This window comes from uncultured Methylovirgula sp., assembly GCF_947646745.1.
Taxonomy (GTDB): domain Bacteria; phylum Pseudomonadota; class Alphaproteobacteria; order Rhizobiales; family Beijerinckiaceae; genus Methylovirgula.
In genome coordinates this window covers 1-23134 of sequence record NZ_CANSHK010000029.1, presented here as the reverse complement: position 1 = coordinate 23134, position 23134 = coordinate 1, and the positions used below count along the sequence as shown (strand labels likewise).

Below are 23134 nucleotides of genomic sequence, written 5' to 3'. Positions count from 1 at the left end.
GCCGGCTCCCGCCGCTTCAATCCGGCATGCCCACGTGGAGCTTGCGGTTGCGCTCGATGATCTCGGCGCGCATCTCCCGGCGCATCTTCCCCGCCTCGAACAGCCGGCGGTCGAGTTCCGTCTCGATCTTGAGCGGCGGCACTTCAGCGAGCTGTCCGTCGGGGTTTTTCGCCACCATCGTGAAATAGCAGGAGATGACGTGGCGCGATTCTTTGGTCGTCAGATTCTCGGCGATGACCTTGATGCCGATCTCCATCGACGATTTGCCGACGTAATTGACATTCGCCTTGAAGGTCGCAAGTTCGCCGACCTGCATCGGTTCCCTGAAGATCACTTGGTCGAGCGAAGCGGTGACGACATAGCTTTTGCAGTAGCGTGCCGCGCAGGCATAGGCCACCTGGTCGAGGACTTTGAGAATGGCGCCGCCATGCACATGGCCGGAGAAATTGGCCATGTCCGGCGTCATCAGAAAGGTCATGAAAAGGGATTTTTCTTGCGCGCTCATCGGTCTCGCCATCGAAGAAATAGACTGTGGGCGGTCTAGAGCATCGGCGTGCCAAAACTCAAGCAGCCTTTCGGACGAAGCGTCGTGCTGCGCCACGATAAAAAAGCTCCCGGCCGATTGCGGCGGCCGAGAGCAAGGTAGTCTGCACAGCAATCCCGCACGGCGCCCCTCGCCGCCGTACGTCTTCCCAAAGCATCGCAACCGATGCTCACCACTCAAAGAGCTTGGGCCCTGCGCCTCAGCTCAATGCAGCCGATCCATCTGATCGAGTTCGGCCAGAATCTTCCGGCGCGCGGCCATCCGCCGGTCCTCGAGCGCCACGAGCGCGACCTGCACACGCAGATCATGCGGTTCCTTCCAGGCGCCAAAAACATGCGAAAGACGCTGCCGCTGCGCTTCAGCCATATCCGCTGCGGAGGTTACAACCTCCTGCAACGTTTGAAGAACCGTCAAGTTCGCTTTCGGGTCGATCATGCTCCACCCCCTGTCGTTGGTGGTGCCAAACACCGCATGATGAGGATAGGCACGAATCAGATGCACAGAGAACGCGCAAAGACTCGCACGGCAGCCGAAACGTGCGTTTTGCAGTATACCTGTTGCAAATTCGCAACCAGGGGTAAGCGGTGTGCGCGCTTCGCAAAGCCGGCGCGAAACGGTATTTTCTTGTTTGCCGCGCGCAAGGAGCCCCATCGATGAAAATATCCGGACGCAATTTCATTCCCGGCACGGTCGTCGAGGTCAAAGAAGGCGCGACCACTGCGCATGTGCGCGTTGAGATCGCCGGTGGAACCATCCTGACGGCCTCCATCACCAACGAGGCCGTTGCCGAGCTTGGCCTGAAGAGGGGCGAGAAGGTCCACGCTTTGATCAAGGCCTCCGACGTCATGATCGCCGTCGGCGACTGAGCCGGCCTTATCGTTCGAGCGTCGGCAACGGTTTTCGAGGCTGAACTCAACCTGTGAGATGGGCGCCGCCATCGACCGGAATGATCGTTCCGGTGATCCGTTCGGCGGCATCACTCACCAGAAAAGTCGCGAGATTGCCGACGTCGCTGATCTCGACGAGATGATGTTCCGGCGCACGCGCTGCCTGCTCTTCGAGCAATTCGTCGAAGCGATCGATGCCGCTCGCCGCACGGGTCCGAATAGGCCCCGGCGAAATCGCATGGGCGCGGATGCCTTTCGGGCCGAGTTCCGCCGCGATATAGCGCATCGCGCTTTCAAGCGCCGCCTTGACCGGCCCCATCAGATTATAATGTTCGACCACCCGCTCCGATCCATAGAAGGTGATCGCGAGCAGGCACCCGCCATCCTGCATTAGCGGCTCAGCGAGGTGCGCCATGCGGATAAAGGAATGGCAGGAGATGTTCATCGCGACATCGAAGCCTGCCATGGAACAATCGGTCACCCGGCTGTGCAAATCCTCGGCCGGCGCGAAGGCGATGGAATGAAGCAGAAAGTCAAGCCGGCCCCATTTTGCCTTGACGGTGTCGAATACAGCTTCGAGCTGCCCGGCCTCGCGCACATCGCAGGGCAGGATGAAATCGCAACCGAGTCGATCCGTCACCGCGCGGACGAAGGGCTCGGCTTTGGCATTGAGGTAGGTCGCGGCGAGGCGCGCGCCGGTGCGAGCGAACGCTTCGGCGCAGCCCGCCGCAATGCTGTGTTCATTGGCGATGCCGATGACGAGGCCATGCTTGCCACGCAAATCGACAAGCGGTGCAGACGGGGTCCGTTGGGATGAAAAGGTCATGGCTAGTCCCTCGCATTTCCAGAGTCAGTCAATGGCCAAGCGCCAAACCAGCGCTTCGGCCTGTTACCTCCCTAGAAAGCGGGCGCTGTTGCGCCGACCGTGTCGCACGTATGCCGCGCGATCATCGCCTCTTCATCGGTCGGGATCGCCCAGACCTCAATGCGGCTAGACTTATGGCTGATCTTGAGAGTGTTGCTTTGATTCGCCTCAGGGTCGAGCGCCACGCCAAGCCATTGCAACTTGGCGCAAACCATGGCGCGCACGTCCGGCGAATGCTCGCCAATGCCGGCGGTAAAAACAAGGCCGTCGAGACCGCCGAGGCAATTCATCAGGCCGCCGATCTCGCGGACGATCCGGTAGACGAAAAGATCGATCGCCTCGCGCGCCCGCGGATCGGGGCTTGTTTGAAGCGTACGCATGTCACTTGTGATGCCGGAGACGCCGAGCAGGCCCGAGCGCCGATAGAGAAGGTCTTCGACGTCATGAGCGCAGAGGCCACATTGCTGCTGCAGATAAAGCACGACGCCCGGATCGATCGCGCCGCAGCGCGTGCCCATCACCAGACCGTCGAGCGCCGTGAACCCCATTGTCGTATCGACGCTGCGGCCTGCTTGCATCGCGCAGAGGCTCGCGCCATTGCCGAGATGGCCGGCGATGACGCGGCCCGCCGCCAGACGCGGCGCCAAGGCGCGCAGCCGGCCGGCGATATATTCGTAAGAGAGGCCGTGAAAGCCATAGCGCCGTACGCCTTGGGCCTCGTATTGACGCGGCAGCGCAAAGCGCGTTGCAACCGTCGGCATCGTCCGATGGAACGCCGTATCGAAACAAGCGACCTGCGGCAGCGTCGGGCGCGCCGCGAGAATGGCACGGATCGGCGCGAGACTATGCGGCTCGTGCAGAGGCGCGAGCGGTGTCAGCGCCTCAAGCTCAGCGAGAAGCTCTGCCGTGACGCGCTCGGGCCGGTCATGCTTCGGGCCGCCGTGGACAACGCGGTGGCCCACGGCGGTCAGCTTGTTATCGCCGAGATGATCCTCAGTCCATTGAATGACGGCGCCGAGCAATTCGTCGAAACCTGTCGGCCGAGTCCACTTGCGCTCCGCAAGTCGCGCGCCTTGAGCATCGACGGCAGAGAAATGCGGCGCGCCGGATTCGATTTCCTCGATCTCGCCCTTGGCGACGAATTCAAATTGATCCGCGTCCGCCAGCTCGAGCAGCGAAAATTTGATGCTCGAAGAACCCGCATTCAGCGTGAGAACCGCAGCGGCCACGCTCAGCTCCCGGCCCCAACCGGCGGCACCGATTGACCGTGCGCGATCAAGACCGCAACGGCGCAAGAGGCCATGCGCGTCCGTTCGGCATCGGCGCGGCTCGTCAGAATGATCGGCACGCGGGCACCCAGCACGATGCCGGCGGCGTCGGCGCCGGCAAGATAGATCAATTGTTTGGCGAGGATATTGCCGGCCTCGAGATCGGGCACGACAAGAATATCCGCTTGGCCGGCGACCTTGGAGACGATGCCTTTTTCCGACGCCGCCGCCGGGCTCACGGCGTTGTCGAAGGCAAGCGGGCCATCGACAAGCGCGCCGGTAATCTGGCCGCGCTCCGCCATCTTGCTCAGAGCCGCGGCATCGAGCGCGGATTGCAGTTTCGGACTGACCGTTTCCACCGCCGAGAGAACCGCCACCTTCGGCTCGACCATGCCCATCACGTGCGCGAGATCGACAGCGTTCTGGACGATATCGCGCTTGGCTTCGAGATCGGGCGCAATATTGACAGCGGCGTCGGTCACCAGGAGCGGCCGGGGATAGGCCGGCACGTCAAGGAGATAGACATGGCTCAGGCGCCGCCCCGTCTGCAAGGTGCTGCTTGGCGCGAGCACGGCATGCAAAAGCTCATCCGTGTGGAGCGAGCCTTTCATCAGAAGCTCGGCTTCACCATTCTTGACCAGCGCGACGGCCGCCGCAGCCGCCTCGGCGCCGCGCGCCGCCTCGACGAGACGATATTTGGCGATGTCGACATTGGCAGCGACCGCCGCAGCAAGCATCTCGTCCTTCGGGCCGACAAGGATCGGGATAATCAGCCCAGCCTGCGCCGCTTCGACCGCGGCCCCGATCGCATTGGCATCGCAAGGGTAAGCAACGGCGGTCGAAGCCGGCGGCAGGCCTGCCGCCTTGGCGAGCAGAGCGCGAAAGCGCTCATGCCGGGAAATCTGAACTTCCGGCAATTCGACGCGCGGACGGCGCACCTTTTCGCGCGGCGCGCGAACGAAAGCTTTACCCGTGATGACGATATGGCCATGCTGATTGGTGCATTGGCAATCGAGAACCACGTCGCCTTTTTCAGGATGTTTCTCGGCTACGGTCAGAGTGGCGGTGATCGTGTCGCCGATATCCACCGGCGCCGTAAACCGCAAGTCCTGACCGAGATAGATCGTCCCCGGCCCCGGGAGCTTCGTGCCGAGCACGCTGGAAATGAGGCCGGCTCCCAGCATGCCGTGCGCGATGACGCGATGAAACATGTCGGTCTTCGCATAAGCCGGATCCATATGCGCCGGATTGACGTCGCCCGTTATAACGGCAAAGAGATCAATGTCCTGCTGCGAAACCGCCTTCGTCAGGCTCGCCCGATCGCCGATGGCAAGCTCGTCGAAGGTGCGATTCTCGATCATGGCGGCGAGGCGAGGCGGAACATTCATGGCCACGCGTCCGCTTACTTTTCGCGCACATACGTGCCGGGCGCATCCGTGATCGGTGGATAGCCTCGGCCCGGCGCGCCGAGGCTCGGCGGTGCCACCGGCCGGCCGGAACGGGTTTCGAGCCATTCGGCAAAGACCGGCCACCAGGAGCCGTCGCGCGGCGTCGCTGCCGCCTTCCATTCCTCTGGCGAGACATAACGCCCATGCGCCGGACGGCGGCCGATACGGAAGCGGCGATACGGGTGACCCGGCTCGCTGACAATACCGGCATTATGGCCGCCGGACGTCAGCACGAAAGTAATATCGCCCTGGTTGAGCAGATTGATCTTATAGACCGAGCGCCAAGGCGCGACGTGATCGGTCTCGGTCGTCACCGCAAAGATCGGCGCGTCGATCTCCGACAGGGCGACCGGCTCGCCGCCGACTTTATACCGCCCTTCGGCGAGGTCGTTGTGCAGAAACATCGTATGCAGATATTCCGAATGCATGCGGAATGGCATTCGTGTCGCATCGGCGTTCCAGGCCATGAGATCGAAGGGCTTGTCGCGCTTGCCGAGGAGATAGGTCTTGATCAGGCGCGACCAGATGAGATCGTTCGAGCGCAAGACTTGAAAGGCGCCGGCCATCTGCGTGCTGTCGAGGTAGCCTTGCTGCCACATCACATCGTCGAGCAGGGCGAGCTGGCTCTCGTCGGTGAAAAGCTGCAACTCTCCCGCCTCGGTGAAATCGGTCTGCGCTGCAAGCAGCGTAATGGTCGCGAGCCGCTCGTCGCCATCGCGCGCCATCGCCGCCGCAGCGATCGACAGCAGGGTGCCGCCGAGGCAATAGCCGACCGCGTGAATTTTTTTCGCGTCGCAGATCGCCGTCACGGCATCGAGCGCCGCCATGACGCCCAAGCGGCGATAATCGTCAAGCGACGTATCACGCTGCTCCGGTCCTGGATTGCGCCAAGACACGCAAAAGACGGTAAAGCCTTGCGAGACTAGGTAGCGGACAAAGGAATTATTCGGCGACAGATCGAGTATATAATATTTCATGATCCAGGCCGGGACGATGAGGATCGGCTCCGGCCGCACCGATTGTGTCGTCGGCGCATATTGAATCAACTCCATCAGCTCATTGCGCAGCACGACCTTGCCGGGCGTGACGGCCACGTCCTCACCGACCTTGAATCCATCGGTCTCCTGGAACGGCTGATGATCGGCGAGGCGCCGCAAATCCTCAAGAAAATTGCGGCCACCGCGAATGAAATTCCAGCCGAACTGCTCCATCGTCGCCTTGATCACCTCGGGATTGGTGACGGGCGAATTCGAGGGTGAGAGAAGGTCGAGAACCTGCCTCGCTGCAAAGGCCACGATGTTGCGATGCGAGTTCGATACGCCCGGCAGATTTGCCGTCGCGGCAGCCCACCATTCCCCTGCCAGCACCGCTGCCTCGGCAAAATAATTGAACGGCATATGCCGCCAGCTCTCGTCGCTGAAACGATGGTCGGTCGCCGCCGGACTATCCCACTGCGATGGTGTGAAAAGCTGCATCCATTTATGCGCCGCGTCCTGGGCAAGCGCGACGCGGCGTCCCGGCGCATTGGCAAGATGCAACGCCCAATCGAGATAGGCGAGAAGCAGCGATATCGTCGAAAGCGAGGACGTCAGCGGTGCTTCGCGCGCATGCAGCAAACGGTCGAGGTGATCTTCTCTGCCGCTGCTGGAAACGTCCGGCGTTTCGGTTTCCGGTTGCGAAACTGAAGCGGGAGAATGGGCGGCCTGTCCGGCATTCGCAACATCGCTTCTTTTTTCGACGAGATCGATGACGTCCGGCATCGGAATCGCTCCAAGATTTTGATGCGGGATCAATAAATGCAGCGCACAACGAAAGAATTGATCGAGGTCAAACCCTGTATCAGGCGTTCGTGTCTTTCTCGTAAAAGAATGCTGAATCTGGAGGACGACATGGTTGACCCGACAAAAATCACGACCGACCTATCGGCTTTTCGCGCCGATCTTCCCTTCCACCTGCTGGAGACGCAGAAACAGACGACGAAATTCTTCTCCGACCTCAACGACCTGACGAGCAAGACGCTACGCGGGATCTTCGAAAGCCAAACTGAATTGCTGCAGCTTAGCGCGCATCAGGCATCCAAAGCCTTTCTTCTGCCGAAGCCGGGCGAGGAGCCGAGCGCCGCCGCTTGCGGCTATTGCCGGCAATTGCACGAAGAGAGCGATCGGATTGTTGCGCAGGCGCGCGCCTTGAACGATGTCATCCGCAATTACGGTTGGGGACTTCTCGAACTCTATGTCGAGAATTACCGCAAGAGCGTCGCGAAGGCGGCACAAGCGGCGGAGACCGTCGAAACGCCTTGAGCAAAGCGCCGTTGCCGAAGGGCTGGAGCGATCGCCGTTTTGGCCGCTCTAATCGAGCCACTTGATCAGCGGCGGCTTACGCGGCACTGCGGGCACCGGCGCGCGCGGGTGCCCGACAATGATCGGCGCGACGGCCTGGAAACCCGAAGCCAACTCGATGCTACGCCTGCCCTCGTCCGTCTCCAGCCAACGCTGGGCAAAACCGATCCAGCATGTTCCGAGCCCCTGGGCGCAAGCCGCCAACATCAGATTCTCGGCTGCGAGGCTCGCATCTTCGACAGCCCAATCACCGAATTTCGCGGCAATGACGATCAGCGCGGGCGCATGATAAAAAATGTGAAAGGCCGGATCGGTCAAATGTTGTCGCATCTGCGCCAGGCCGTCCCGGCCATCGATCAGGCCCACCATGTGAGTCTTGGCTGCGGCAGAGATACGATCGAGAAGCGCCTGGTCGCGAATAATCGTGAAATGCCAAGGCTGGGCATTTATGGCGCTCGGCGCCGCGGTCGCCGCCGCAACCAATTGCGTCAAGACATCCAACTGGACGGGCGTTTCGAGGTAATCGCGAACCGCCCGGCGCGCGTAAATGGCCTCCATGACATCCATTTCCGCCTCCCAATATGATCAGGCGTTCAGATCGCGCAACGCCTGGATATTGGTCAGCCGAATTTGCCGTGCGACCGGCATGTCGATCAACCGATCGCGCTCCAATTGAGACAGCGTGCGCGAGACGGTTTCGATCGTAAGGCCGAGGTAGTCGGCGATGTCCTGCCGCGTCATCGCCAGACTCACGATCTTGCGGTCCGCAGATTGGTCGGCCCAATCGACAAGAAACGCTGCGACTTTCTCTAAAGCGCTGCGCCGGCCAAGCAGAAGCGCATGTTCCTGTGTCTGCGCGACGCGGCGCAAGAGATGATCGAAAAGCTGAATGCCCGTACCACCCGCTATCGCGGCATCGACGCCGCGCCGGCGGTAGGAGATCAGCGTACAGTCGGAAACTGCCTCGGCGGAGAGACTGTGCTCGGCGTCGCCTTCGATACCGAAAATATCGCCAGCCCGATAAAAGGCATCGATCTGGCGGCGGCCGTCGCTTAGAAATTTGCACGTCCGAACGACACCGGAAACGACTTTATAAAAGGCCATCGCGGTCGCCCCTTCGGCATAAATCTCGCGGTCCTGCGCGAAATTGACAACCGTCCCCGCCGCCTCAAGGCCGCCGACCTCATGGCCCTCGGCAAACTTGGCTTGCATGAACGCAGGTGCCGGCACGCGATCAAAACTATAAGCAAGCTGCCCACCCATGTGATCCTCCTCAACCGCTTTGAAGCTGAGGGGAGGCTAACCGGGCGCGGCGCGGACCGAAATTGCGTTAGGTCCTAGGGGATTTTACGTAACGGGGAGGTCCGCGCTAGTGCGGGCGGCCGAGAGCAGTGTGGATATTTTCGAGCAAGGCGCTGTCGGACAATGGTTTTTCGAGGACTTGCAGGACTCCCACGCCGGCTGCACGACGCAGCAGGGAAAGATCGACATTGCTCGTAATTAGAATGACCGGCAATCCGCTTCCCCTGGCCGCGAGATGCGCCAACACTTCAAAGCCGTCCATCGTCGGCATCCGATAATCGAGAACGAGACAACGCGCGCGCTCAAGGTCCGGATGCGTCAGCAACTCACGGCCCTCCGCACAGACACGCACCGCAAACCCCTCAAGCTCCAGTGAAAACTTGAGCGATTCGCGTACCCCCTCGTCGTCGTCGAGGACGAGGACGATATCCCTCCCGTCTTCTTTCATGGTCGCATCCCAATTAAAATTGCATTTTACACATTGGATGCGAAACGAAAGAGAAACATTGATGTAGCGCAAAGCACCGGCTGCGCGCCATTTAGGCCTAGGCGCCCGGCAGTACTTTTGCCGTCAGCGCCATCCGCACCAGACTCGACAGGCTGCCTGCGCCCATCTTGGCCATGATATTGGCGCGATGCACTTCGACGGTGCGCGGGCTCAGCTTCAGGTCATAGGCAATCGTCTTGTTCGGATAGCCGGCGAGCAAGCCGTCGAGCACTTCGCGCTCGCGAGGGGACAGTTGATCGAGCTTGGCGCTGATTTCCACCCGCTCCGCCCGCCGGTCGCTTGCGGCTTCGTAACCGTCGAGCGCGATGCGAATGGCATGCAACAAAACTTCGTCGTCGAACGGCTTTTCGATGAAATCCGCGGCGCCGGCCTTCATCGCCTCGACGGCCAGCGGCACGTCGGCATGGCCGGTGATGATGATGACCGGCAGATTGACGCCGAGTTCGCGCAATTTGCGCAAAAGCTGCAGGCCGTCGATGCCCGGCATGCGGACATCACTGACGATGCAACCCGGCTGCAGCGTCTCGCGGGCGGCCAGAAAGGCGCTCCCCGATTCATAGACGCGCACGGCAAGCCCGGCCGTCGCCAGCACGAAGGCCAGCGAATGCCGAACCGCCTCGTCGTCGTCGATGACATGGACTACGGCGCTAGTCGGCATCGCGGACGTCCTCATTGCCAAAAGTCTTGAGTGTCATTCGGAAGATGGTGCCCCCGCCAGGATTCGGCTCGGCCCAGAGTCGGCCACCATGCGATTCGATGATGGTCCGCGAAATCGAAAGCCCGACTCCCATGCCATGACGTTTCGTCGTGATAAAGGGCTGGAAGAGCTGCGCCGCGATGTCTGGGGCGATGCCCGGCCCCGTATCAGCCACATCGATCCTGATCGTCTCATTGTCCAATCGATGGGTCGAGACTGTCAATTCGCGGCGCTCGCAATCCTGCATGGCCTCGACCGCGTTGCGCATCAAATTCAGGAGAACTTGCTGTACTTGGATCTTGGACGCGAGAACAAAGGCCGCCTGCGGATCGAAGGCGAAGTCGGTATGCACCCCCAATTCCTTGACGCCCACGAGGGCCAAGGCGCTTGCCTCTTCAATCAGCCGGGGCAGATTTTCGAGTTGCCGCTCGCTTTCGCCGCGGGCAACGAATTCGCGCAAATGCCGGATGATCTGCCCCGCCCGCAGCGCCTGCTCGGCGGCGCGCTCCAACGCCTCGCGCGCCCTGGGAACCGCGTCGCTCTGGCCGGTATCTAGCAACCGCCGGCCGCCCTTCAGATAATTGGCGATGGCCGTCAGCGGCTGGTTCAATTCGTGCGCGAGCGTCGAGGCCATTTCGCCGAGCGCGGTGAAGCGGGACATATGGATCAGCTCGGACTGCAATTCCTGCAGCCGGCGCTCGGCCTGCTGGCGCTCGGTCAAGTCCCGCACGAAGCCGGTGAAGAAGCGTCGCTCTCCGGAGCGCACTTCGCCCACCGACAGTTCGATCGGAAAGGTCGCGCCGTCCTTGCGACGGCCGACGACAATCCGGCGAATGCCGATGATGTGCCTCTCGCCTGTCCGCATATAGCGTTCGAGATAGGCGTCGTGCTGCTCGTGATAAGGCGAGGGCATCAGCATGCGGACATTGCGGCCGAGCGCCTCGGAAGCCTTGTAGCCAAAGAGCCGTTCGGCCGCGATGCTGAAGGATTGGATCGTCCCGGCCGTATCGATGACGATCATGGCATCCGGCACGGTATCGAGGACCGATTGCAGATGCGCCTCGCGTTCGGCGAGCGCGCTCTGAGAATATTTGATCGCGGTAATATCGCGGGCGACCTTCGAAGCGCCGACGATCTTGCCTTGCGGGTCTTGCAACGGCGAGACGGTCAGCGAAACATCGATGATTGTACCATCCTTGCGCTGGCGGCGTGTCTCGAAATGGTCGATCTTCTCGCCTGCCTTGAGGCGCGCGAGAGTCGAGGCATCGTTTTCTTTTTGACCGTCAGGCTGGAGAATCGCGACGGATTGGCCAACGATCTCCTCGGGCCTGTAGCCGAAAATCGTTTCCGCGCCGCTGTTCCAGTCGGTGATGATGCCGTCGAGCGTGGTGCCGATGATCGCATCGTCGGAGGAAGCGGCGATCGCCGCGAGGCGCAGGGTCGTCTCGTTCGGCGGCGCATGGATGTCGATCACAATACCCTGGAGGGCAGCGGCGTCGGCGCGGCCGCGCATGCGCCGCCAACGATCCTTGCCGCCCGAGGCGAGGCGGAAATCCGCCTCCCAAACCGCATCCGCGCGGGCCCGGCGGAACGAAAGATCAAAAGTCTGCTGGTCGTCGGTGTGCAGAAGCGCCAGAAAATCCGAATAGGAAACCTCAAGCGCCGGCGCGCCGAGAAGCGCGCGGGCGCTGGCAGACAGGCGAAAACCGCTGGGCGCCCCGTCCCAGCGCCAAAGGCCGACGCCGCCGGCCTCGAGCGCCTTCAGGCTGTCTTGTTCCGATATGGCCTCGGCGGCATCCGCAGCCATTAAAACTCCATCAGACCCAACGCTCCGGCTCCGCTTATAGCGCAGGATGCGGTCGACGATGAATAGGGCCGTTTGCCTCGCTCGGGGCTTGGCCAAGTCGAGCATACCGGGCGTTTCGATTTGTTATATTTGCGCAAAATACGCGGCGCAGTGCAAATTTGACCTCGCCGGGCCAGTCGCTCGATGCGCGGTGCGTGAGCTATCCCTTTGACGCAGCCTTGAGCAGGGCCGCGCGCATCGACAAGATCGTGCTCCGCAGCTTGCCTAATGCATCGGGCGCAAGCCCCGTTGCGCCATCGATGCAAGCCGGAAAATCGCGGGCCTTTTCCGAGAGTGCGGCGCCCTTCTTCGTCAGGCGGATGCGGACTTGCCGCTCGTCGTCCGGATCGCGGCGGCGCACCAGGAGACCCAGACCCTCGAGCCGTTTAAGAAGCGGAGTGAGCGTGTTGGACTCAAGCAGGAGAATATCGCCCAAGCCGCCGACAGTCTGATCGTCACACGCCCAAAGCGCCGCCAAAACAAGATATTGCGGGTAGGTGACGCCCAAAATCTTGAGCAATGGCTTGTAGACCTGATTGAACGCATGGCTCGTCGAATAGAGCGCGAAACAGATGAAGTCGTCGGGCACAGGTACTTGATGCGACATAATTTTCCTTGAGCGGGTGGTCTCACCGGAGGATAAATCGCACACGATTAGATCGCAAGCTATTGACCTCGTCATTCCGCCCATCTATTTATATCGTACACGATATAATCGTGTACTATTTAATATGCTCCTCGCCGCAGGCTCTTGTCACCCGAGGTAAGCCGATGATTTTGCTTGCAGACGCCAATCGAAAATATCCAAATTCGAGATTATTGGTCTCGTCGGCTGATCGCGGCTGGCAATCGATCTATGCGGAACTGCGCACGCATCCAGCAGGCCGACTTGCCTCGCACACTCAGCCAAACGTCGAGATCGTCATTGCATTGCATGACTCAAAGGACGGCTGCGTCATCCGCACCAATGGCGGCCGGCGCGAGCGGACACGGCCGACAATAGGCACCATCTGGCTGGTTCCAGCCGGGCTCTGCCATGAAGAAATCGAACTCTCGACGCCAATGGGCAAGACTCTGCATCTTTATTTGCCGACGCAGCCGTTCGATCTTCTTGCCGACCAGTACGATCTGCCGAAACCATTGGGTCATTCGGTTCAATATCGCGGCGGTCTGAATGATGAGCTCATTCATCAGATCGGCCTTTCGGTCGCCGCCGAGATGGCACGGGAAACGTCGACCGGCCGAATGTTCGCGGAAACCGCAGCTTTGATGCTCGCGGCGCAACTGTCGCACAATTATCTGGATCCGACGCTTTTGGTTCCGAGCCCGCGTCGCAAACCCACCGAAAATGTTCGCCTACGCCGGGTGCTGGATTACATCGACGAAAATCTGGAAAATGAAATCAGCGTCGCGGATTTAGCGGATGTCGCGGCCTTGAGCACATTCCACTTCGCGCGAATGTTCACCGCCCTCATGGGCTTGCCGCCGCGCAAATATGTGAGCCGCCGTCGACTGGAAAACGCGATGAAAATGCTCGCGAGCAGCAATTTGCCCTTGGCTGAAGTCGCGCATCGATCGCGCTTTTCGTCGCAGGCGGCCTTTTCCCGCGCGTTTCATCGGGTAACGGGCGTGACGCCTGGCGAATACCGCCGCCTTGTGCGCTGACATTGCCGGCATGACGCGCGTCATTGGCATAGCGCAATCGCAATCAACAAAACGGCAACGCCAGCCAACAAAGGCATCATGGCCCGCGGCTAAGATCACGCGATCAACGTGGACGTTGTAGAATGAGTCGAAGTGGTGCCTACAAAGATTCCAAAAACAGACGCCTTGTCAAAATGGCGGCTCAAGCGCGTCACCGAATACATAAACGAAAATATTGAAGGTCGCCTGCGACTTTCCGATCTTGCAGCGGCTGCGGGGCTATCGCCGATGTATTTCGCAGCGCGATTTCGCGCAGCGACCGGGCGCCGGCCGCACGATTATATTCTCGCCTGCCGCGTCGAAAGAGCCCAAATTCTCATGCGGCAGACGAACCTTGCCTTGGCTGAGATCGCTCTGATGGTCGGATTTCGCGCCCAGGCGCATTTCACCGACGTTTTCAAACGCATCGTCGGCGACACGCCGGCGAAATGGCGGCGAGCGGCCAAGATGCACGACGACGCTTGTGCCCGACGCGATGGCGATAAATCTCGATTGAATGACTGCGATTCTGGCATCATCGATGTCCGCGCCTTCATCCGGCAGGCAGACCTGCGTGCGTGGCCTGGCGAACCGGCGACGATCGCCAAGGGCCAAGCGGCCGAGAATAATATCAGGCGCGTGCTGAAGGTCATCGACGATGAACTCGGAGACGGACAGGGCTGGGTGATGGTATCCGGGCCGACCGTCGCCGACATTGGTCTCTATTTTTATCTCGCGCGAGCGCAAACCATGGCGGCCGACCTCGGATCCTATCCGAATATCCGGAATTGGCTTTCACGAATCGGTGCCCTGTTCGAGTCCGATTCGTAAACGGCGTCGGCGGCGACCCGGACCGCGTGCCCGTGCTTTTCCGATAAGCGACGCGGAAATCTGAAAGAAATCCTCCTAGCCTACGGCTACGCAAATTTTGCCGACAAGGGCCAGATCTGTTCAGCGGACAGGGAACGGCTTCGATCGGCGCCCTTCCCGGGCAATTTTGAGAAATGAACAACAACGGCTGGGTTTTATGGAGAGCGCAATGAAGAAGCGTTTGCTGGTCGCCGCTATGTCGTCAATTGCAGTGCTTTTGTTCGCCGCCGGCGCGCAGGCGAAATATCATCACGGATCGAGGACCTGCGTCGAAGTCTTGAAAGCGAAAGACGTGATGATGGACAAGGGGAAGGCCCATGTCTTCGTCGTCAATATGAACGGCCATATGATGGTCGCCATCCCAGCGGAAATGATTCCGGATCCGCTTCACCAGCAGCTCTTCACAGTGGAAGGCCAATAGGCCGAGCCGGCATTCGTTTGAGATGGAAAAGCCGTGCAGTCGTGATCGCGGCAGCACGGCTTTTCTATGCCGCCCGTTGAGATGAAGATCGAGAGCACATCAATTCGGCTTTTCACGGCTCCAGCCGCAACGGTCGGTAGGCGCGCCAATCGCATGCGTTTTTGAAATTACCTTTGCGAAATTGAAAGACTGCTGTCCGGGTCTGTCACTAACTCGACGCTCTCGACGCCTATTTTCTCATGACCGACGATCGAAGCCGGGCTATGTTGAAGCCGTTGGGTTCAGCACGCACAATCCTTTCTTTGTTAGAGGATATACCAAATGTCGCATCATCTGGACTCCCCCATCGCACGTCAAGACATTCGCTTAGACATTACGGACCTTTATGTTTTTCGCGGTGAGATTGGCACCGTCTTTGTCATCAACGTCTGCCATTCCATTGCGGGCGAAATTCCGGCTCCCGGCTATCACCCGGAGGGAATGTATGAATTTAAGGTCGACTTCAACGGCGATGCAATTGAAGAGCTGACCTACCGCATCACCTTCGACGAGCGTGATTCAGGCGGCAAACAACATTTCACTTTGCGCCGATTGACTGGCGCGGATGCGAAAGACGCGCACGCCGGCGGAACGGTGCTGACCACCGGCGTGACCGGCGAGACGGCGACGACAGCCACCGGGCTGCGGCTCTGGGCCGGGAAGGCTGGCGATCCGTTCTGGATCGAACCGGATGTCTTGCACGCCGTCGGCCACGCGTTTCAGGACGGGACAACGATTGATTTGGCCGGTTGGAGCCCGAAGCAAGCCAAAAATCTTTTTGCCGGCCATACGATTTATTCGATCGTCCTCGAAGTTCCGGATAGTGAATTGCTTGCATACGCGGACAAAGGCCACCGGAAAGTGGGCGTTTGGGCGGTCGCCTCGCTCGCCACCGACGCCGGCGGCTGGCGATCAATCAATCGCATCGGATTGCCCATGATCCATCCGCTCTTCACGCAATATAATGAAGACCTCGGCAATCGGCTCAACGCCGGGACACCCGCTGACGACTTCTCGGTCCACGGCGCGTTCGTAACCGAAAAGATCGCCGGCGTCGTCAAGGCCAACGGCACCGCTGAAGATCCGCGCGGCTATGCCGAACATGTCGCGCATCGATTCTTTCCCAATATGTTGCCCTATGAAATTGGCAGCCGCGCGGTATTTGGCTTTGCCGAATGGAACGGCCGCTCGCTGACCGACAATGCGCCCGATGTGATGTTCTCACTCGCGTCGAACAGTCCGGTCCATCTCGGCATCGGCAAGGAATCGGTCACCGCGAAGCCGCGGTCTGCATTTCCTTACGTTCCCGCGGTGCCGGATCACGCCAAAGGCCCAGCCGCGTCGGGTGCTGTCGGCCCTTCCTGACCGACGCGAATATTTCGGGTAAACTTATGCTGGCCCGTGATGCGCGAAGGCGGCGGCGTTTTCTTCTCCGGCGATTGACGTCGGCTGAACTCGCCGTCATCGGCATGTTCTTGACGATCGGCGCGCTCCACGTCGTCGGCTGGATCACGCTTCTTGCCTTCGTGGTTCCGCAACACCTGAGCATCGGAACCAAAGCCTTCGGACTCGGCATCGGTGTCACCGCTTATGCGCTCGGCATGCGGCACGCCTTCGATGCCGACCATATCGCCGCGATCGACAATACGACGCGTAAATTGATGCAGGAGGGGCAAAGGCCGCTTTCTGCCGGCTTTTGGTTTTCGCTCGGGCATTCGAGTGTTGTCTTGGCTCTGACACTGCTGCTCGCGGGCGGCGCCCGGGCGCTCACTAAACCTCTGCTCGATGAGCATTCCGCGCTTCATTATATTGCGAATCTGGGCGGCACGATCGTCTCGGGCGGATTTCTTTACCTGATTGCGCTGATCAATCTGCTCATTCTCTTCGACATCGCCAAAGTTTTCCGCAGCATGCGGAGCGGCCGCTTTGATGAGGCGGCGCTGGAAGCGCAGCTCGAGCGGCGCGGCATGATGAGCCGCGTGCTCCGCCCGGTCATGAGGCTCGTCGCCCATCCGGGGCACATGTATTTCGTCGGGCTTTTGTTCGGCCTCGGATTCGACACCGTGACCGAAATCGCCGTGCTCATCTTGACGGGATCCGGCGTCGCATCAGGCCTGCCTTGGTATGCGGTTCTGTGCCTCCCGGTACTTTTTGCCGCTGGCATGTCGCTTATGGATTCAATCGACGGATCGCTGATGTATTTCATTTACGGATGGGCGCTCTCCAAGCCGGTCCGGAAAGCCCATTACAATCTGGTCATCACCGGACTCTCGATCGTCATTGCCTTCGTCGTCGGGACGATCGAGATTCTGAACCTGATCAGCGCCAAGCTCACTTTCCGTGGCGCATTCTGGGCCTGGGTGTGCGGGTTAGACCTTGGCGGACTCGGAATGGCAATCGTCGCAATATTTATTGCAACCTGGGCTCTCGCCCTGGTGATTTGGAACTATGGGCGAACCGAAACGCGCTGGACGCCCGCGCCGCTGGAAGGGTCGGTCGAGAACGACTGACGGCCGGTCCAATTGCGCGCCTGTAGCCCGCCAAGCGGCCGGCTACAGGTCAGGGATTGAAGTAATAATTGAAGCCTACGCGGGCTATGCCGCCGGCGTAACTCGCGCTTGTGAAGGGAAGCGCCGAGTTCGACTTGCCGAAAGTCGTGAACGACGGCGACGGCGCGTAATTGGCCGAGCCGAGATCGTACCAAAGATATTCCGCCTTAAGGCTCATATTGCGCGAGAACATCCACTCGAGGCCGCCGCCCGCCGTCCAGCCGGCCATGAGCCGATTGTCGATGCCCATCGACCCGGAGGTCTTGAAGCCGCTGAGCAGCGCTCCGGACCATTGTTGGTCGATGAACGTGCTGGAACTCGTCTCGCCATAGGCAAGGCCCGCCGTCGCATAAGCAAGGATATCCGGGTGCAGGAAGAAGCCCAGGCGACCGCGCAAGGTTCCGAGCCAGTCGACGGCCTGGGTGTTGTCGACGCGGGTCGTCAGGCCGAAAGTGCCGGCGCCGGTGCCGAACGTATCGGCCTGCCCGAAACTCTCGTGGCCTCGGGCGCCGCTTCCATCGATGTCGGCTTCGATGCCGACAAGACCCCGGTTGAGCTGGAGATTATAGCCCGCCTGAGCGCCACCGATGAAGCCGCCCGGCCCGGAATTTGATCGGCCGGTGATCGCCGCCGCCGCGGCAGGCGCGAGACTCGTCGTGAAGCCGCCGCCGGAAAGCTGCTGGTCGAGCGCTGTCGATCCAACCACACCAGTGGTCGAGCTATGCGAGTTCAACCCCGACGTATAGCCGCTGTTCAAGCCGGCATAGAAACCATTCCAGATCGGCACGTCGTAGTCGATCGGATCTTTCCTGTTCGGCAAAGGCTCCTGCTCGGCGCCGAAATGATAGTTCAGGCCGACCCGGATGATATGGCCGTTGAAATGCGCCGACGAACTCGAGGCGACGATGTTGGTAAATCCGAGGGCGCTGGTCGAAAGCGTTCCGGACGAAAAATTCGCTGAGCCCAGGTCGTAGTAGAGATACTCGCCCTTCACGCTGAGGCCCGGCGCGAACATCCATTCAAGACCGGCGCCCGCGACCCAGCCCAAACGGACCCCGGAATAATCGCCTAGAGCGACGGACGACGACGCGAGCGCGGAGTAAGGACCGAGGCCGGCACCGGACCAGCTCTGCGTACCACGCGTTTCGGCACTCACCTCGCCATAGGCCAGACCGCCGGTGACATAAGCGAGCAATTGCGGCATCGCCATCATGCCGACGCGGCCGCGCACCGTGCCGAGCCAATCGAGGCTCTTTTGGTCGTTGAAGGTCGTCGTGACCGTCTCCGGCACGCCGGCGGAGAAGGCAGTGGCCGTCCGCGACGAGGTCGTGAGCGACGATTGTCCCGCGCCTTGAATGTCGGCCTCGGCACCCACCAGCCAGTGATCGTTGGTGAGATTGTAGCCGAACTGGCCGCCGCCGATCGGCGAATTGGCGAAGGCCGGGGCCGAGCCGGTAATATTTGCGGCGGAGACCGGCGCGCCGTTGGAGAAGAAGCGGACGTCGGCGGCATTCGAAACGACACGGCCGGTCGAAGAGATTCGAGGGCTGCCGTCGATGGTGTAGCCGGAGCTCAGGCCGGCATAGAAGCCCGAATCGCCGAAGCTCAGCGGCATTTCCTCAGTCGGTCTTTCAAGCCCGGCCGGCGGCGCCGTGAAAGGATTTTGGGATTCGGTCATCTGATAGAGGAACGAGGCAACCCAACCGTCCCTGGCGATGGCCACGTTGGACGAGACGTGGGCGACTTCAAGGTCGAGCGTTTCGTTGAACGGCCAGCCAACAAGATTGGCATTCGCACGCACGCCGCCACCGACAGACACGGCATGTACGTAGGGGTTGAGACCTGTGATGTTCTCGTCGAACCGGCCGCCGCCCCAGGCGCCGAAGACATAGGGCGTCGCGACTCCCACACCGCCTTTTATCGAAAGCGGGATTGGGCGCTGCAACTCGCCGCGCGTGACAGCGCCTTCATCGACGAAAAGCGTTCCCAGCGCGAAGCCCGACAAGGCATCCGGCCCCGCCAATTGCAATTGTTCCGCCTCCATCAGCGGCTGGCGGAAGCTGCTTTGCGCGCGGCCAAGGCCCGCGAAGACGAAATTTTCGGGCAGCGGCTGCGTGACGTGGACTTCGGCAAAAAGCTTGTTGAAGTTGGGGCTTGCGCCGGGCTCCGAAAGCGGAATGATACCGGTGCCGTTCAGGCCGCCGAGGCCGTGTGTATAAGAGAGCGCGCTGGCGGCTCGGCCGCCCAGGGCCCAGGGGAAATTGATGTCCCACTCGCCCGCGGCCCGCACGTCCTCATAGCGGTCGTGAAAAAGATTGAAAATCGGTACTCCGCCCGGCGCAATGAAATTGGGGCTCGGACCGAGATAGGCGACATTATCGGTGAAATCGAAGCCAAGCTGAGCGCGAACCGTCTGCATAGGCGACAGCAACAGCGGATAGCCCGCCCGCACCGAAGCACGCTGCAGGTCGCCATGCACGCCTTCCGAGCCCGGCACAGTGGGCGAGAATTCACCAAAGACCGGCGACGGCGAGACGCGCGACTGCGTATAGCTCGCGCCGAGTTTGAAGCCGTCCGGGCCGATGGGCAGGACACCGCCGAAGCCGAAAGCTTGCGATTTGGCGCGGCCGTCGAAGAAACGTCCAAAGTCGCCGGTGGACGACGCTTGGGCATGGATCGTTTCGCCGAGCCCCAACGTGTTGTTGAGGGTGAAGCTTTGGCCATAGAGAACGGTCCCGTATTCTCTCGGCAAGTAATCTTCCGCGCCGAACGTGTAGCTGAACGGCGTAAGGGTCGCGTTGATGACCAGGATGATGCCGCCCGGCTCGTTCCCGAGCTTTGTTGCGGTCGCGCCGACCACGCCGGGAAGTTCGCCGATCAGGAGAATATGACGCTGAATGTCCGCAAGCTTCAGGTGCCTCCGGCCGATGATTGCCGCCATCCGATCACGGATGAGCTTGCGCAGCTCTACCGGGACGCCCGAAAGGTCGAGGTCCTCGATAAAACCGTCAACAACTTCGATATGGATCTCGCCGCGCGCGAAGAACCTCGGCTGCAGGACCGCGCTCACAAGCGGATAGCCCGCGTCAGCGTAGACTTGCTGAACGCTCGCGGCGAACTGATAGGCATCAAGGAGATTAAGCCTGCGGCCTTGGACACGGGCAATCAGCGCTGCCGTCTGTGCCTGTAGTTCGGGGAAGCCTCCGGCAATGACGACGCGCCGCACCACAGCCCAGCGCCGTTTCGCATCGCGCGGAATCGCCGGCTGCCCGGCAACCGGGACGGAGATGATCCCGGTCGAAGTCCCGCCGCCGCCCAGCCGCAGCCGCTCGGGTGCCAAAGCCGGAGCCACGTTCGCCGGACGAACTTGCTGTGCGATGGTCGGAGCCGCAAACAAGGCCCACACAGCCAATGCAAGGCACGACCTGCTACTGAATTTTTTCGCTTGCAGTACAAAAATCTTCGACACTCAGCAGCCCCGCCACCTGAGTTCGCAACGAATGAATGCGCAGACCGTAGCAGCTTCGAAAACCAAAATCCCCCCGTCCGCGCCGTTTGACGGGGCCTGTAGCAAGGTAGCAACACCAAGCCGCGCAACCCACACGCGCGACTGAGCGCCAGCGGCGTTGATGCGGGCGATCGCAAATAATCGCGGCCTCGACTGGCCTTAATCGGCGCCAGCGCTCCGGCCTCTCGGTCCGGCCCGGCGACAGCACGGGTCTATGCGGACCTCACGGGGAAGGCAGCCCAGCGCGTCGAAATACTATTTTCCCGCCGCGTGCGCTTTGCGTCACACCCCAGCCCCGTCTTTGCCGCGACGAGGATGCCGGCACACCGCAGACCTAAACCTTAGTTCAATCGGAAATATAAAATAGTTTATGGAAATATAAATTTCACAAATTTTGAATTAAACTTGCGTATAGATGGATAATCATTTCGTCTAAAAACGTATCTTATATGGTTATCTATTACTTTCATCAGATCAACCAATTTCCAAGTAGAATTAAATCACTGCTTTTCATTAATATTTAGCCATGATGTGGAGCGAAAGCCGCGTCATTAGCAGCGCGAACTACTTGCAGAGCGCGCGATCTCAGTCTCGTTTGGGAGATACTCATGAAAAAGATTCTTCTCGTCTCAGCATTTGTCGCGCTCTCCAGCGGCGCGGCGTTCGCCGGCGGCGGCAACTTCAATAACGCCTTTGTCGGTCAGGCCGGTTTCTTCAACGCTGCGGTCGTCGAACAGGGCGGTGTGCACAACTTCAACAGCGCTTTCGTCGGCCAATTGGGCGCCGGAAACGAATCGGGCATCGCGCAGAGCGGCTATCACAACTTCAACCACGCGACCACGCTGCAGTTCGGTGTCGGCAACGGCGCGATCATTTCCCAGGATTGAGCCAAGAGGAAGCGCCGTCCGCCGGGCGGCGCTTCCGCATACAAACCAACGCCGTCGCGTGAGTGATCCAGACGGCGACCCGCAACGCATCGCTCAATGGAGAGCGCGGCATGAAAAAGCTCGGCAAAATTAGTGCGTTCGCGCTCATCCAAGTCGCCGCGATGTCGGCAGCCGGAGCCGCCTCGGCGGCAGGGTCGTTTTCTTTTCCCTCGGGCCAGGTGATTTACAATTTCAACACGCCGAGCGTCTCGATTTATGGCGCGATCCAGATCGGCGGCACGCCGACGACCAACGTGTCCCAGAGCAGCGTCAACAACATCGCCGTAGTCGGCCAAGTGGGCACGACTCCGACGACAAAACTCGTGCAAACAGGGACCCTGAACGTCGCGCATGTCACCCAGGTCGGGCAATCGAATAATGCGCTGACGATTCAGTTCGGCAATATCGAAAGCCTGTTAGCCAACAATTGATGGGCGAAGCCATGTTGCTCAAATGCGGAACCGAATTTTTGATTGGCGCCGCGATGTTGACTACAGCCGTCTGGTTGTACGTGCAGCAGAACGGAAGCGGCGCCAATTCGGCAACCATTTATCAGAGTCCCGCCGGAAACGACGTCTCGGTTCAAGTGAAACATTGGGATGGTTTCACCATCATCGAGCGTCATGATCGCAATGGAAACAATGCGACCGTCATCCAGCAGGATCATGACTAGAGATTTTCCAATTGACCTATTGCCCCTTCCCGGTCGCCCCAACGGCCGGAAGGCGGCCCGGCGCACAGGCGGAGTGCAGCCTGTCGGGGATTTTGAGCGCTTTTTGTATTATCCGGGAGTCCCCCCGCGCCGGGTTCGCGCTTTCAAGAACCCGGATAGGCGACTCGAGACGCGGGCAGACCCTGGGAAGGTCATCGCATTTCAGTCGAATGACAAGGCAGCGAATTGGTTCGGAATAGATGAGATAAAACTATAGGCAGGAGCGCTTTCAATTGTCGTGAGGCGGCGGTTATCTTCATTTTATTACAACGGGCGGCCATAAGAGCGTTCGCGGATTGCCAATGAACGTTCTTAGCGGCCCCCTCGCACTCGAAACTCTGGAGTCGTGCTGGTCACGGTAAAGTTGGAAGCAGCTCCGGCACCGGAGCCTGATCCACGCCATGGCTGCATAAAACCGTCATACACTCTGCGGTTGACTCGAACTTGAAGCTTATGCTACGCAAATTGTGTGAAATTTCGACCGCGTACGTTTTCTGCCGCGGTTTTGACATAAAAAAGCCACATTTCGATAAACGGGGGTGACTAGGTATTAATAGCGAAGCTGCTGGTTGGGGAGTGGCCTGTCGTTATGAGTTATTCGTCAAATGAATTTCAAAACCGATTCCTTTCTCCTGTTTCTCCCTCTGGTGAGAAATATCGCAACAGGGCGTTGAGAGAAGACGGCGACGGTCGACCGAGACTGGGTCTGATCGGCGTCAGCC

The 23134-nt window shown here is 60.1% G+C and carries 23 protein-coding genes; 10 read left to right on the top strand and 13 right to left on the bottom strand.

Annotated elements, in window-relative coordinates:
• Positions 1-16: 16 nt before the first annotated feature.
• Both Q0025_RS09935 and Q0025_RS09930 read right to left on the bottom strand, forming a co-directional pair.
• Positions 17-505, bottom strand: coding sequence for an acyl-CoA thioesterase (locus tag Q0025_RS09935; RefSeq protein ID WP_297298519.1), 489 nt, complete (start codon positions 503-505; stop codon positions 17-19).
• 243 nt (positions 506-748) lie between these two features.
• Positions 749-1195, bottom strand: coding sequence for a hypothetical protein (locus Q0025_RS09930; protein ID WP_297298517.1), 447 nt, complete (start codon positions 1193-1195; stop codon positions 749-751).
• Between the two features lie 2 nt (positions 1196-1197).
• Between Q0025_RS09930 and Q0025_RS09925 the strand changes: the two genes are divergently transcribed.
• Positions 1198-1410 carry a TOBE domain-containing protein gene (locus Q0025_RS09925; RefSeq protein WP_297298515.1) on the top strand — a complete coding sequence of 71 codons (213 nt, stop codon included), beginning with the start codon at positions 1198-1200 and terminating at the stop codon, positions 1408-1410.
• Positions 1411-1456: 46 nt separating this feature from the next.
• Here Q0025_RS09925 and fabI read toward each other — a convergent pair whose 3' ends face one another.
• From fabI to Q0025_RS09905, 4 genes are all read right to left on the bottom strand, one after another.
• The gene (gene fabI, locus Q0025_RS09920; protein ID WP_297298513.1) at positions 1457-2257 is read right to left on the bottom strand and encodes an enoyl-ACP reductase FabI; all 801 of its coding nucleotides are present in this window, start codon (positions 2255-2257) and stop codon (positions 1457-1459) included.
• A gap of 71 nt (positions 2258-2328) precedes the next feature.
• Positions 2329-3525, bottom strand: a complete 1197-nt coding sequence (locus tag Q0025_RS09915) for an acetate/propionate family kinase (protein WP_297298511.1) — start codon at positions 3523-3525, stop codon at positions 2329-2331.
• A 2-nt stretch (positions 3526-3527) separates the two neighbouring features.
• On the bottom strand, positions 3528-4952 hold the full coding sequence (locus Q0025_RS09910) for a bifunctional enoyl-CoA hydratase/phosphate acetyltransferase (protein ID WP_297298509.1): 1425 nt from the start codon (positions 4950-4952) through the stop codon (positions 3528-3530).
• 14 nt (positions 4953-4966) lie between these two features.
• Positions 4967-6772, bottom strand: a complete 1806-nt coding sequence (locus Q0025_RS09905) for an alpha/beta fold hydrolase (protein WP_297298507.1) — start codon at positions 6770-6772, stop codon at positions 4967-4969.
• Positions 6773-6901: 129 nt separating this feature from the next.
• Here Q0025_RS09905 and Q0025_RS09900 point away from each other — a divergent pair, with 129 nt between their 5' ends.
• The gene (locus Q0025_RS09900) at positions 6902-7312 is read left to right on the top strand and encodes a hypothetical protein (RefSeq protein WP_297298504.1); all 411 of its coding nucleotides are present in this window, start codon (positions 6902-6904) and stop codon (positions 7310-7312) included.
• Between the two features lie 48 nt (positions 7313-7360).
• Here the strand turns inward: Q0025_RS09900 and Q0025_RS09895 are convergent, their stop codons facing one another.
• The 6 genes from Q0025_RS09895 to Q0025_RS09870 all read right to left on the bottom strand — a co-directional run bounded on the left by Q0025_RS09895 (position 7361) and on the right by Q0025_RS09870 (position 12311).
• Positions 7361-7909 carry a nitroreductase family protein gene (locus tag Q0025_RS09895; RefSeq protein WP_297298503.1) on the bottom strand — a complete coding sequence of 183 codons (549 nt, stop codon included), beginning with the start codon at positions 7907-7909 and terminating at the stop codon, positions 7361-7363.
• Between the two features lie 27 nt (positions 7910-7936).
• Positions 7937-8614, bottom strand: coding sequence for a helix-turn-helix domain-containing protein (locus Q0025_RS09890; protein WP_297298500.1), 678 nt, complete (start codon positions 8612-8614; stop codon positions 7937-7939).
• 106 nt (positions 8615-8720) lie between these two features.
• A complete protein-coding gene (locus Q0025_RS09885) occupies positions 8721-9101 on the bottom strand; it encodes a response regulator (RefSeq protein ID WP_297298498.1) in 381 nt (126 codons plus the stop codon).
• Between the two features lie 97 nt (positions 9102-9198).
• Positions 9199-9819, bottom strand: coding sequence for a response regulator FixJ (gene fixJ / locus Q0025_RS09880; RefSeq protein ID WP_297298497.1), 621 nt, complete (start codon positions 9817-9819; stop codon positions 9199-9201).
• Positions 9809-11665: a PAS domain S-box protein gene (locus tag Q0025_RS09875; protein WP_297298495.1), complete on the bottom strand. Its 1857-nt coding sequence runs from the start codon at positions 11663-11665 to the stop codon at positions 9809-9811. Before Q0025_RS09875 ends, fixJ begins: the two co-directional genes overlap by 11 nt.
• Before the next feature lie 199 nt (positions 11666-11864).
• Positions 11865-12311, bottom strand: a complete 447-nt coding sequence (locus tag Q0025_RS09870) for a MarR family transcriptional regulator (protein WP_297298493.1) — start codon at positions 12309-12311, stop codon at positions 11865-11867.
• 62 nt (positions 12312-12373) lie between these two features.
• Here Q0025_RS09870 and Q0025_RS09865 point away from each other — a divergent pair, with 62 nt between their 5' ends.
• From Q0025_RS09865 to Q0025_RS09845, 5 genes are all read left to right on the top strand, one after another.
• Complete coding sequence (locus Q0025_RS09865) at positions 12374-13369, top strand: AraC family transcriptional regulator (RefSeq protein WP_297298492.1); 996 nt, start codon at positions 12374-12376, stop codon at positions 13367-13369.
• Positions 13370-13501: 132 nt separating this feature from the next.
• Entirely contained in the window at positions 13502-14218 is a 717-nt protein-coding gene (locus tag Q0025_RS09860) for a helix-turn-helix domain-containing protein (protein ID WP_366939442.1), read from the top strand.
• Positions 14219-14426: 208 nt separating this feature from the next.
• The gene (locus Q0025_RS09855) at positions 14427-14678 is read left to right on the top strand and encodes a hypothetical protein (RefSeq protein WP_297298488.1); all 252 of its coding nucleotides are present in this window, start codon (positions 14427-14429) and stop codon (positions 14676-14678) included.
• 321 nt (positions 14679-14999) lie between these two features.
• The gene (locus tag Q0025_RS09850) at positions 15000-16082 is read left to right on the top strand and encodes a DUF4331 family protein (protein ID WP_297298485.1); all 1083 of its coding nucleotides are present in this window, start codon (positions 15000-15002) and stop codon (positions 16080-16082) included.
• Positions 16083-16156: 74 nt separating this feature from the next.
• Positions 16157-17227 carry a HoxN/HupN/NixA family nickel/cobalt transporter gene (locus tag Q0025_RS09845; protein ID WP_297298483.1) on the top strand — a complete coding sequence of 357 codons (1071 nt, stop codon included), beginning with the start codon at positions 16157-16159 and terminating at the stop codon, positions 17225-17227.
• Positions 17228-17276: 49 nt separating this feature from the next.
• Here the strand turns inward: Q0025_RS09845 and Q0025_RS09840 are convergent, their stop codons facing one another.
• On the bottom strand, positions 17277-20606 hold the full coding sequence (locus tag Q0025_RS09840) for an outer membrane beta-barrel protein (RefSeq protein ID WP_297298480.1): 3330 nt from the start codon (positions 20604-20606) through the stop codon (positions 17277-17279).
• 776 nt (positions 20607-21382) lie between these two features.
• On the opposite strand from Q0025_RS09840, the gene Q0025_RS09835 reads away from it, so the two are divergent.
• The 3 genes from Q0025_RS09835 (at position 21383) to Q0025_RS09825 (ending at position 22373) form a co-directional block, all read left to right on the top strand.
• Positions 21383-21661, top strand: coding sequence for a hypothetical protein (locus tag Q0025_RS09835; protein WP_297298478.1), 279 nt, complete (start codon positions 21383-21385; stop codon positions 21659-21661).
• Positions 21662-21771: 110 nt separating this feature from the next.
• Positions 21772-22131: a hypothetical protein gene (locus Q0025_RS09830; protein ID WP_297298476.1), complete on the top strand. Its 360-nt coding sequence runs from the start codon at positions 21772-21774 to the stop codon at positions 22129-22131.
• The gene (locus Q0025_RS09825) at positions 22131-22373 is read left to right on the top strand and encodes a hypothetical protein (RefSeq protein ID WP_297298474.1); all 243 of its coding nucleotides are present in this window, start codon (positions 22131-22133) and stop codon (positions 22371-22373) included. Before Q0025_RS09830 ends, Q0025_RS09825 begins: the two co-directional genes overlap by 1 nt.
• The last annotated feature ends 761 nt before the right edge of the window (positions 22374-23134 follow it).

What these genes read in the sequence shown, in the direction of transcription:
- Q0025_RS09905 (WP_297298507.1), bottom strand. Translation starts at nt 6,772, where the DNA reads ATGCCGGACGTCATCGATCTCGTCGAAAAAAGAAGCGATGTTGCGAAT.
- Q0025_RS09930 (WP_297298517.1), bottom strand. Translation starts at nt 1,195, where the DNA reads ATGGGGCTCCTTGCGCGCGGCAAACAAGAAAATACCGTTTCGCGCCGG.
- Q0025_RS09890 (WP_297298500.1), bottom strand. Translation starts at nt 8,614, where the DNA reads ATGGGTGGGCAGCTTGCTTATAGTTTTGATCGCGTGCCGGCACCTGCG.
- fixJ (WP_297298497.1), bottom strand. Translation starts at nt 9,819, where the DNA reads ATGCCGACTAGCGCCGTAGTCCATGTCATCGACGACGACGAGGCGGTT.
- Q0025_RS09835 (WP_297298478.1), top strand. Translation starts at nt 21,383, where the DNA reads ATGAAAAAGATTCTTCTCGTCTCAGCATTTGTCGCGCTCTCCAGCGGC.
- Q0025_RS09825 (WP_297298474.1), top strand. Translation starts at nt 22,131, where the DNA reads ATGGGCGAAGCCATGTTGCTCAAATGCGGAACCGAATTTTTGATTGGC.
- Q0025_RS09925 (WP_297298515.1), top strand. Translation starts at nt 1,198, where the DNA reads ATGAAAATATCCGGACGCAATTTCATTCCCGGCACGGTCGTCGAGGTC.
- Q0025_RS09895 (WP_297298503.1), bottom strand. Translation starts at nt 7,909, where the DNA reads ATGGAGGCCATTTACGCGCGCCGGGCGGTTCGCGATTACCTCGAAACG.
- fabI (WP_297298513.1), bottom strand. Translation starts at nt 2,257, where the DNA reads ATGACCTTTTCATCCCAACGGACCCCGTCTGCACCGCTTGTCGATTTG.
- Q0025_RS09885 (WP_297298498.1), bottom strand. Translation starts at nt 9,101, where the DNA reads ATGAAAGAAGACGGGAGGGATATCGTCCTCGTCCTCGACGACGACGAG.
- Q0025_RS09850 (WP_297298485.1), top strand. Translation starts at nt 15,000, where the DNA reads ATGTCGCATCATCTGGACTCCCCCATCGCACGTCAAGACATTCGCTTA.
- Q0025_RS09910 (WP_297298509.1), bottom strand. Translation starts at nt 4,952, where the DNA reads ATGAATGTTCCGCCTCGCCTCGCCGCCATGATCGAGAATCGCACCTTC.
- Q0025_RS09875 (WP_297298495.1), bottom strand. Translation starts at nt 11,665, where the DNA reads ATGGCTGCGGATGCCGCCGAGGCCATATCGGAACAAGACAGCCTGAAG.
- Q0025_RS09870 (WP_297298493.1), bottom strand. Translation starts at nt 12,311, where the DNA reads ATGTCGCATCAAGTACCTGTGCCCGACGACTTCATCTGTTTCGCGCTC.
- Q0025_RS09855 (WP_297298488.1), top strand. Translation starts at nt 14,427, where the DNA reads ATGAAGAAGCGTTTGCTGGTCGCCGCTATGTCGTCAATTGCAGTGCTT.
- Q0025_RS09900 (WP_297298504.1), top strand. Translation starts at nt 6,902, where the DNA reads ATGGTTGACCCGACAAAAATCACGACCGACCTATCGGCTTTTCGCGCC.
- Q0025_RS09935 (WP_297298519.1), bottom strand. Translation starts at nt 505, where the DNA reads ATGAGCGCGCAAGAAAAATCCCTTTTCATGACCTTTCTGATGACGCCG.
- Q0025_RS09830 (WP_297298476.1), top strand. Translation starts at nt 21,772, where the DNA reads ATGAAAAAGCTCGGCAAAATTAGTGCGTTCGCGCTCATCCAAGTCGCC.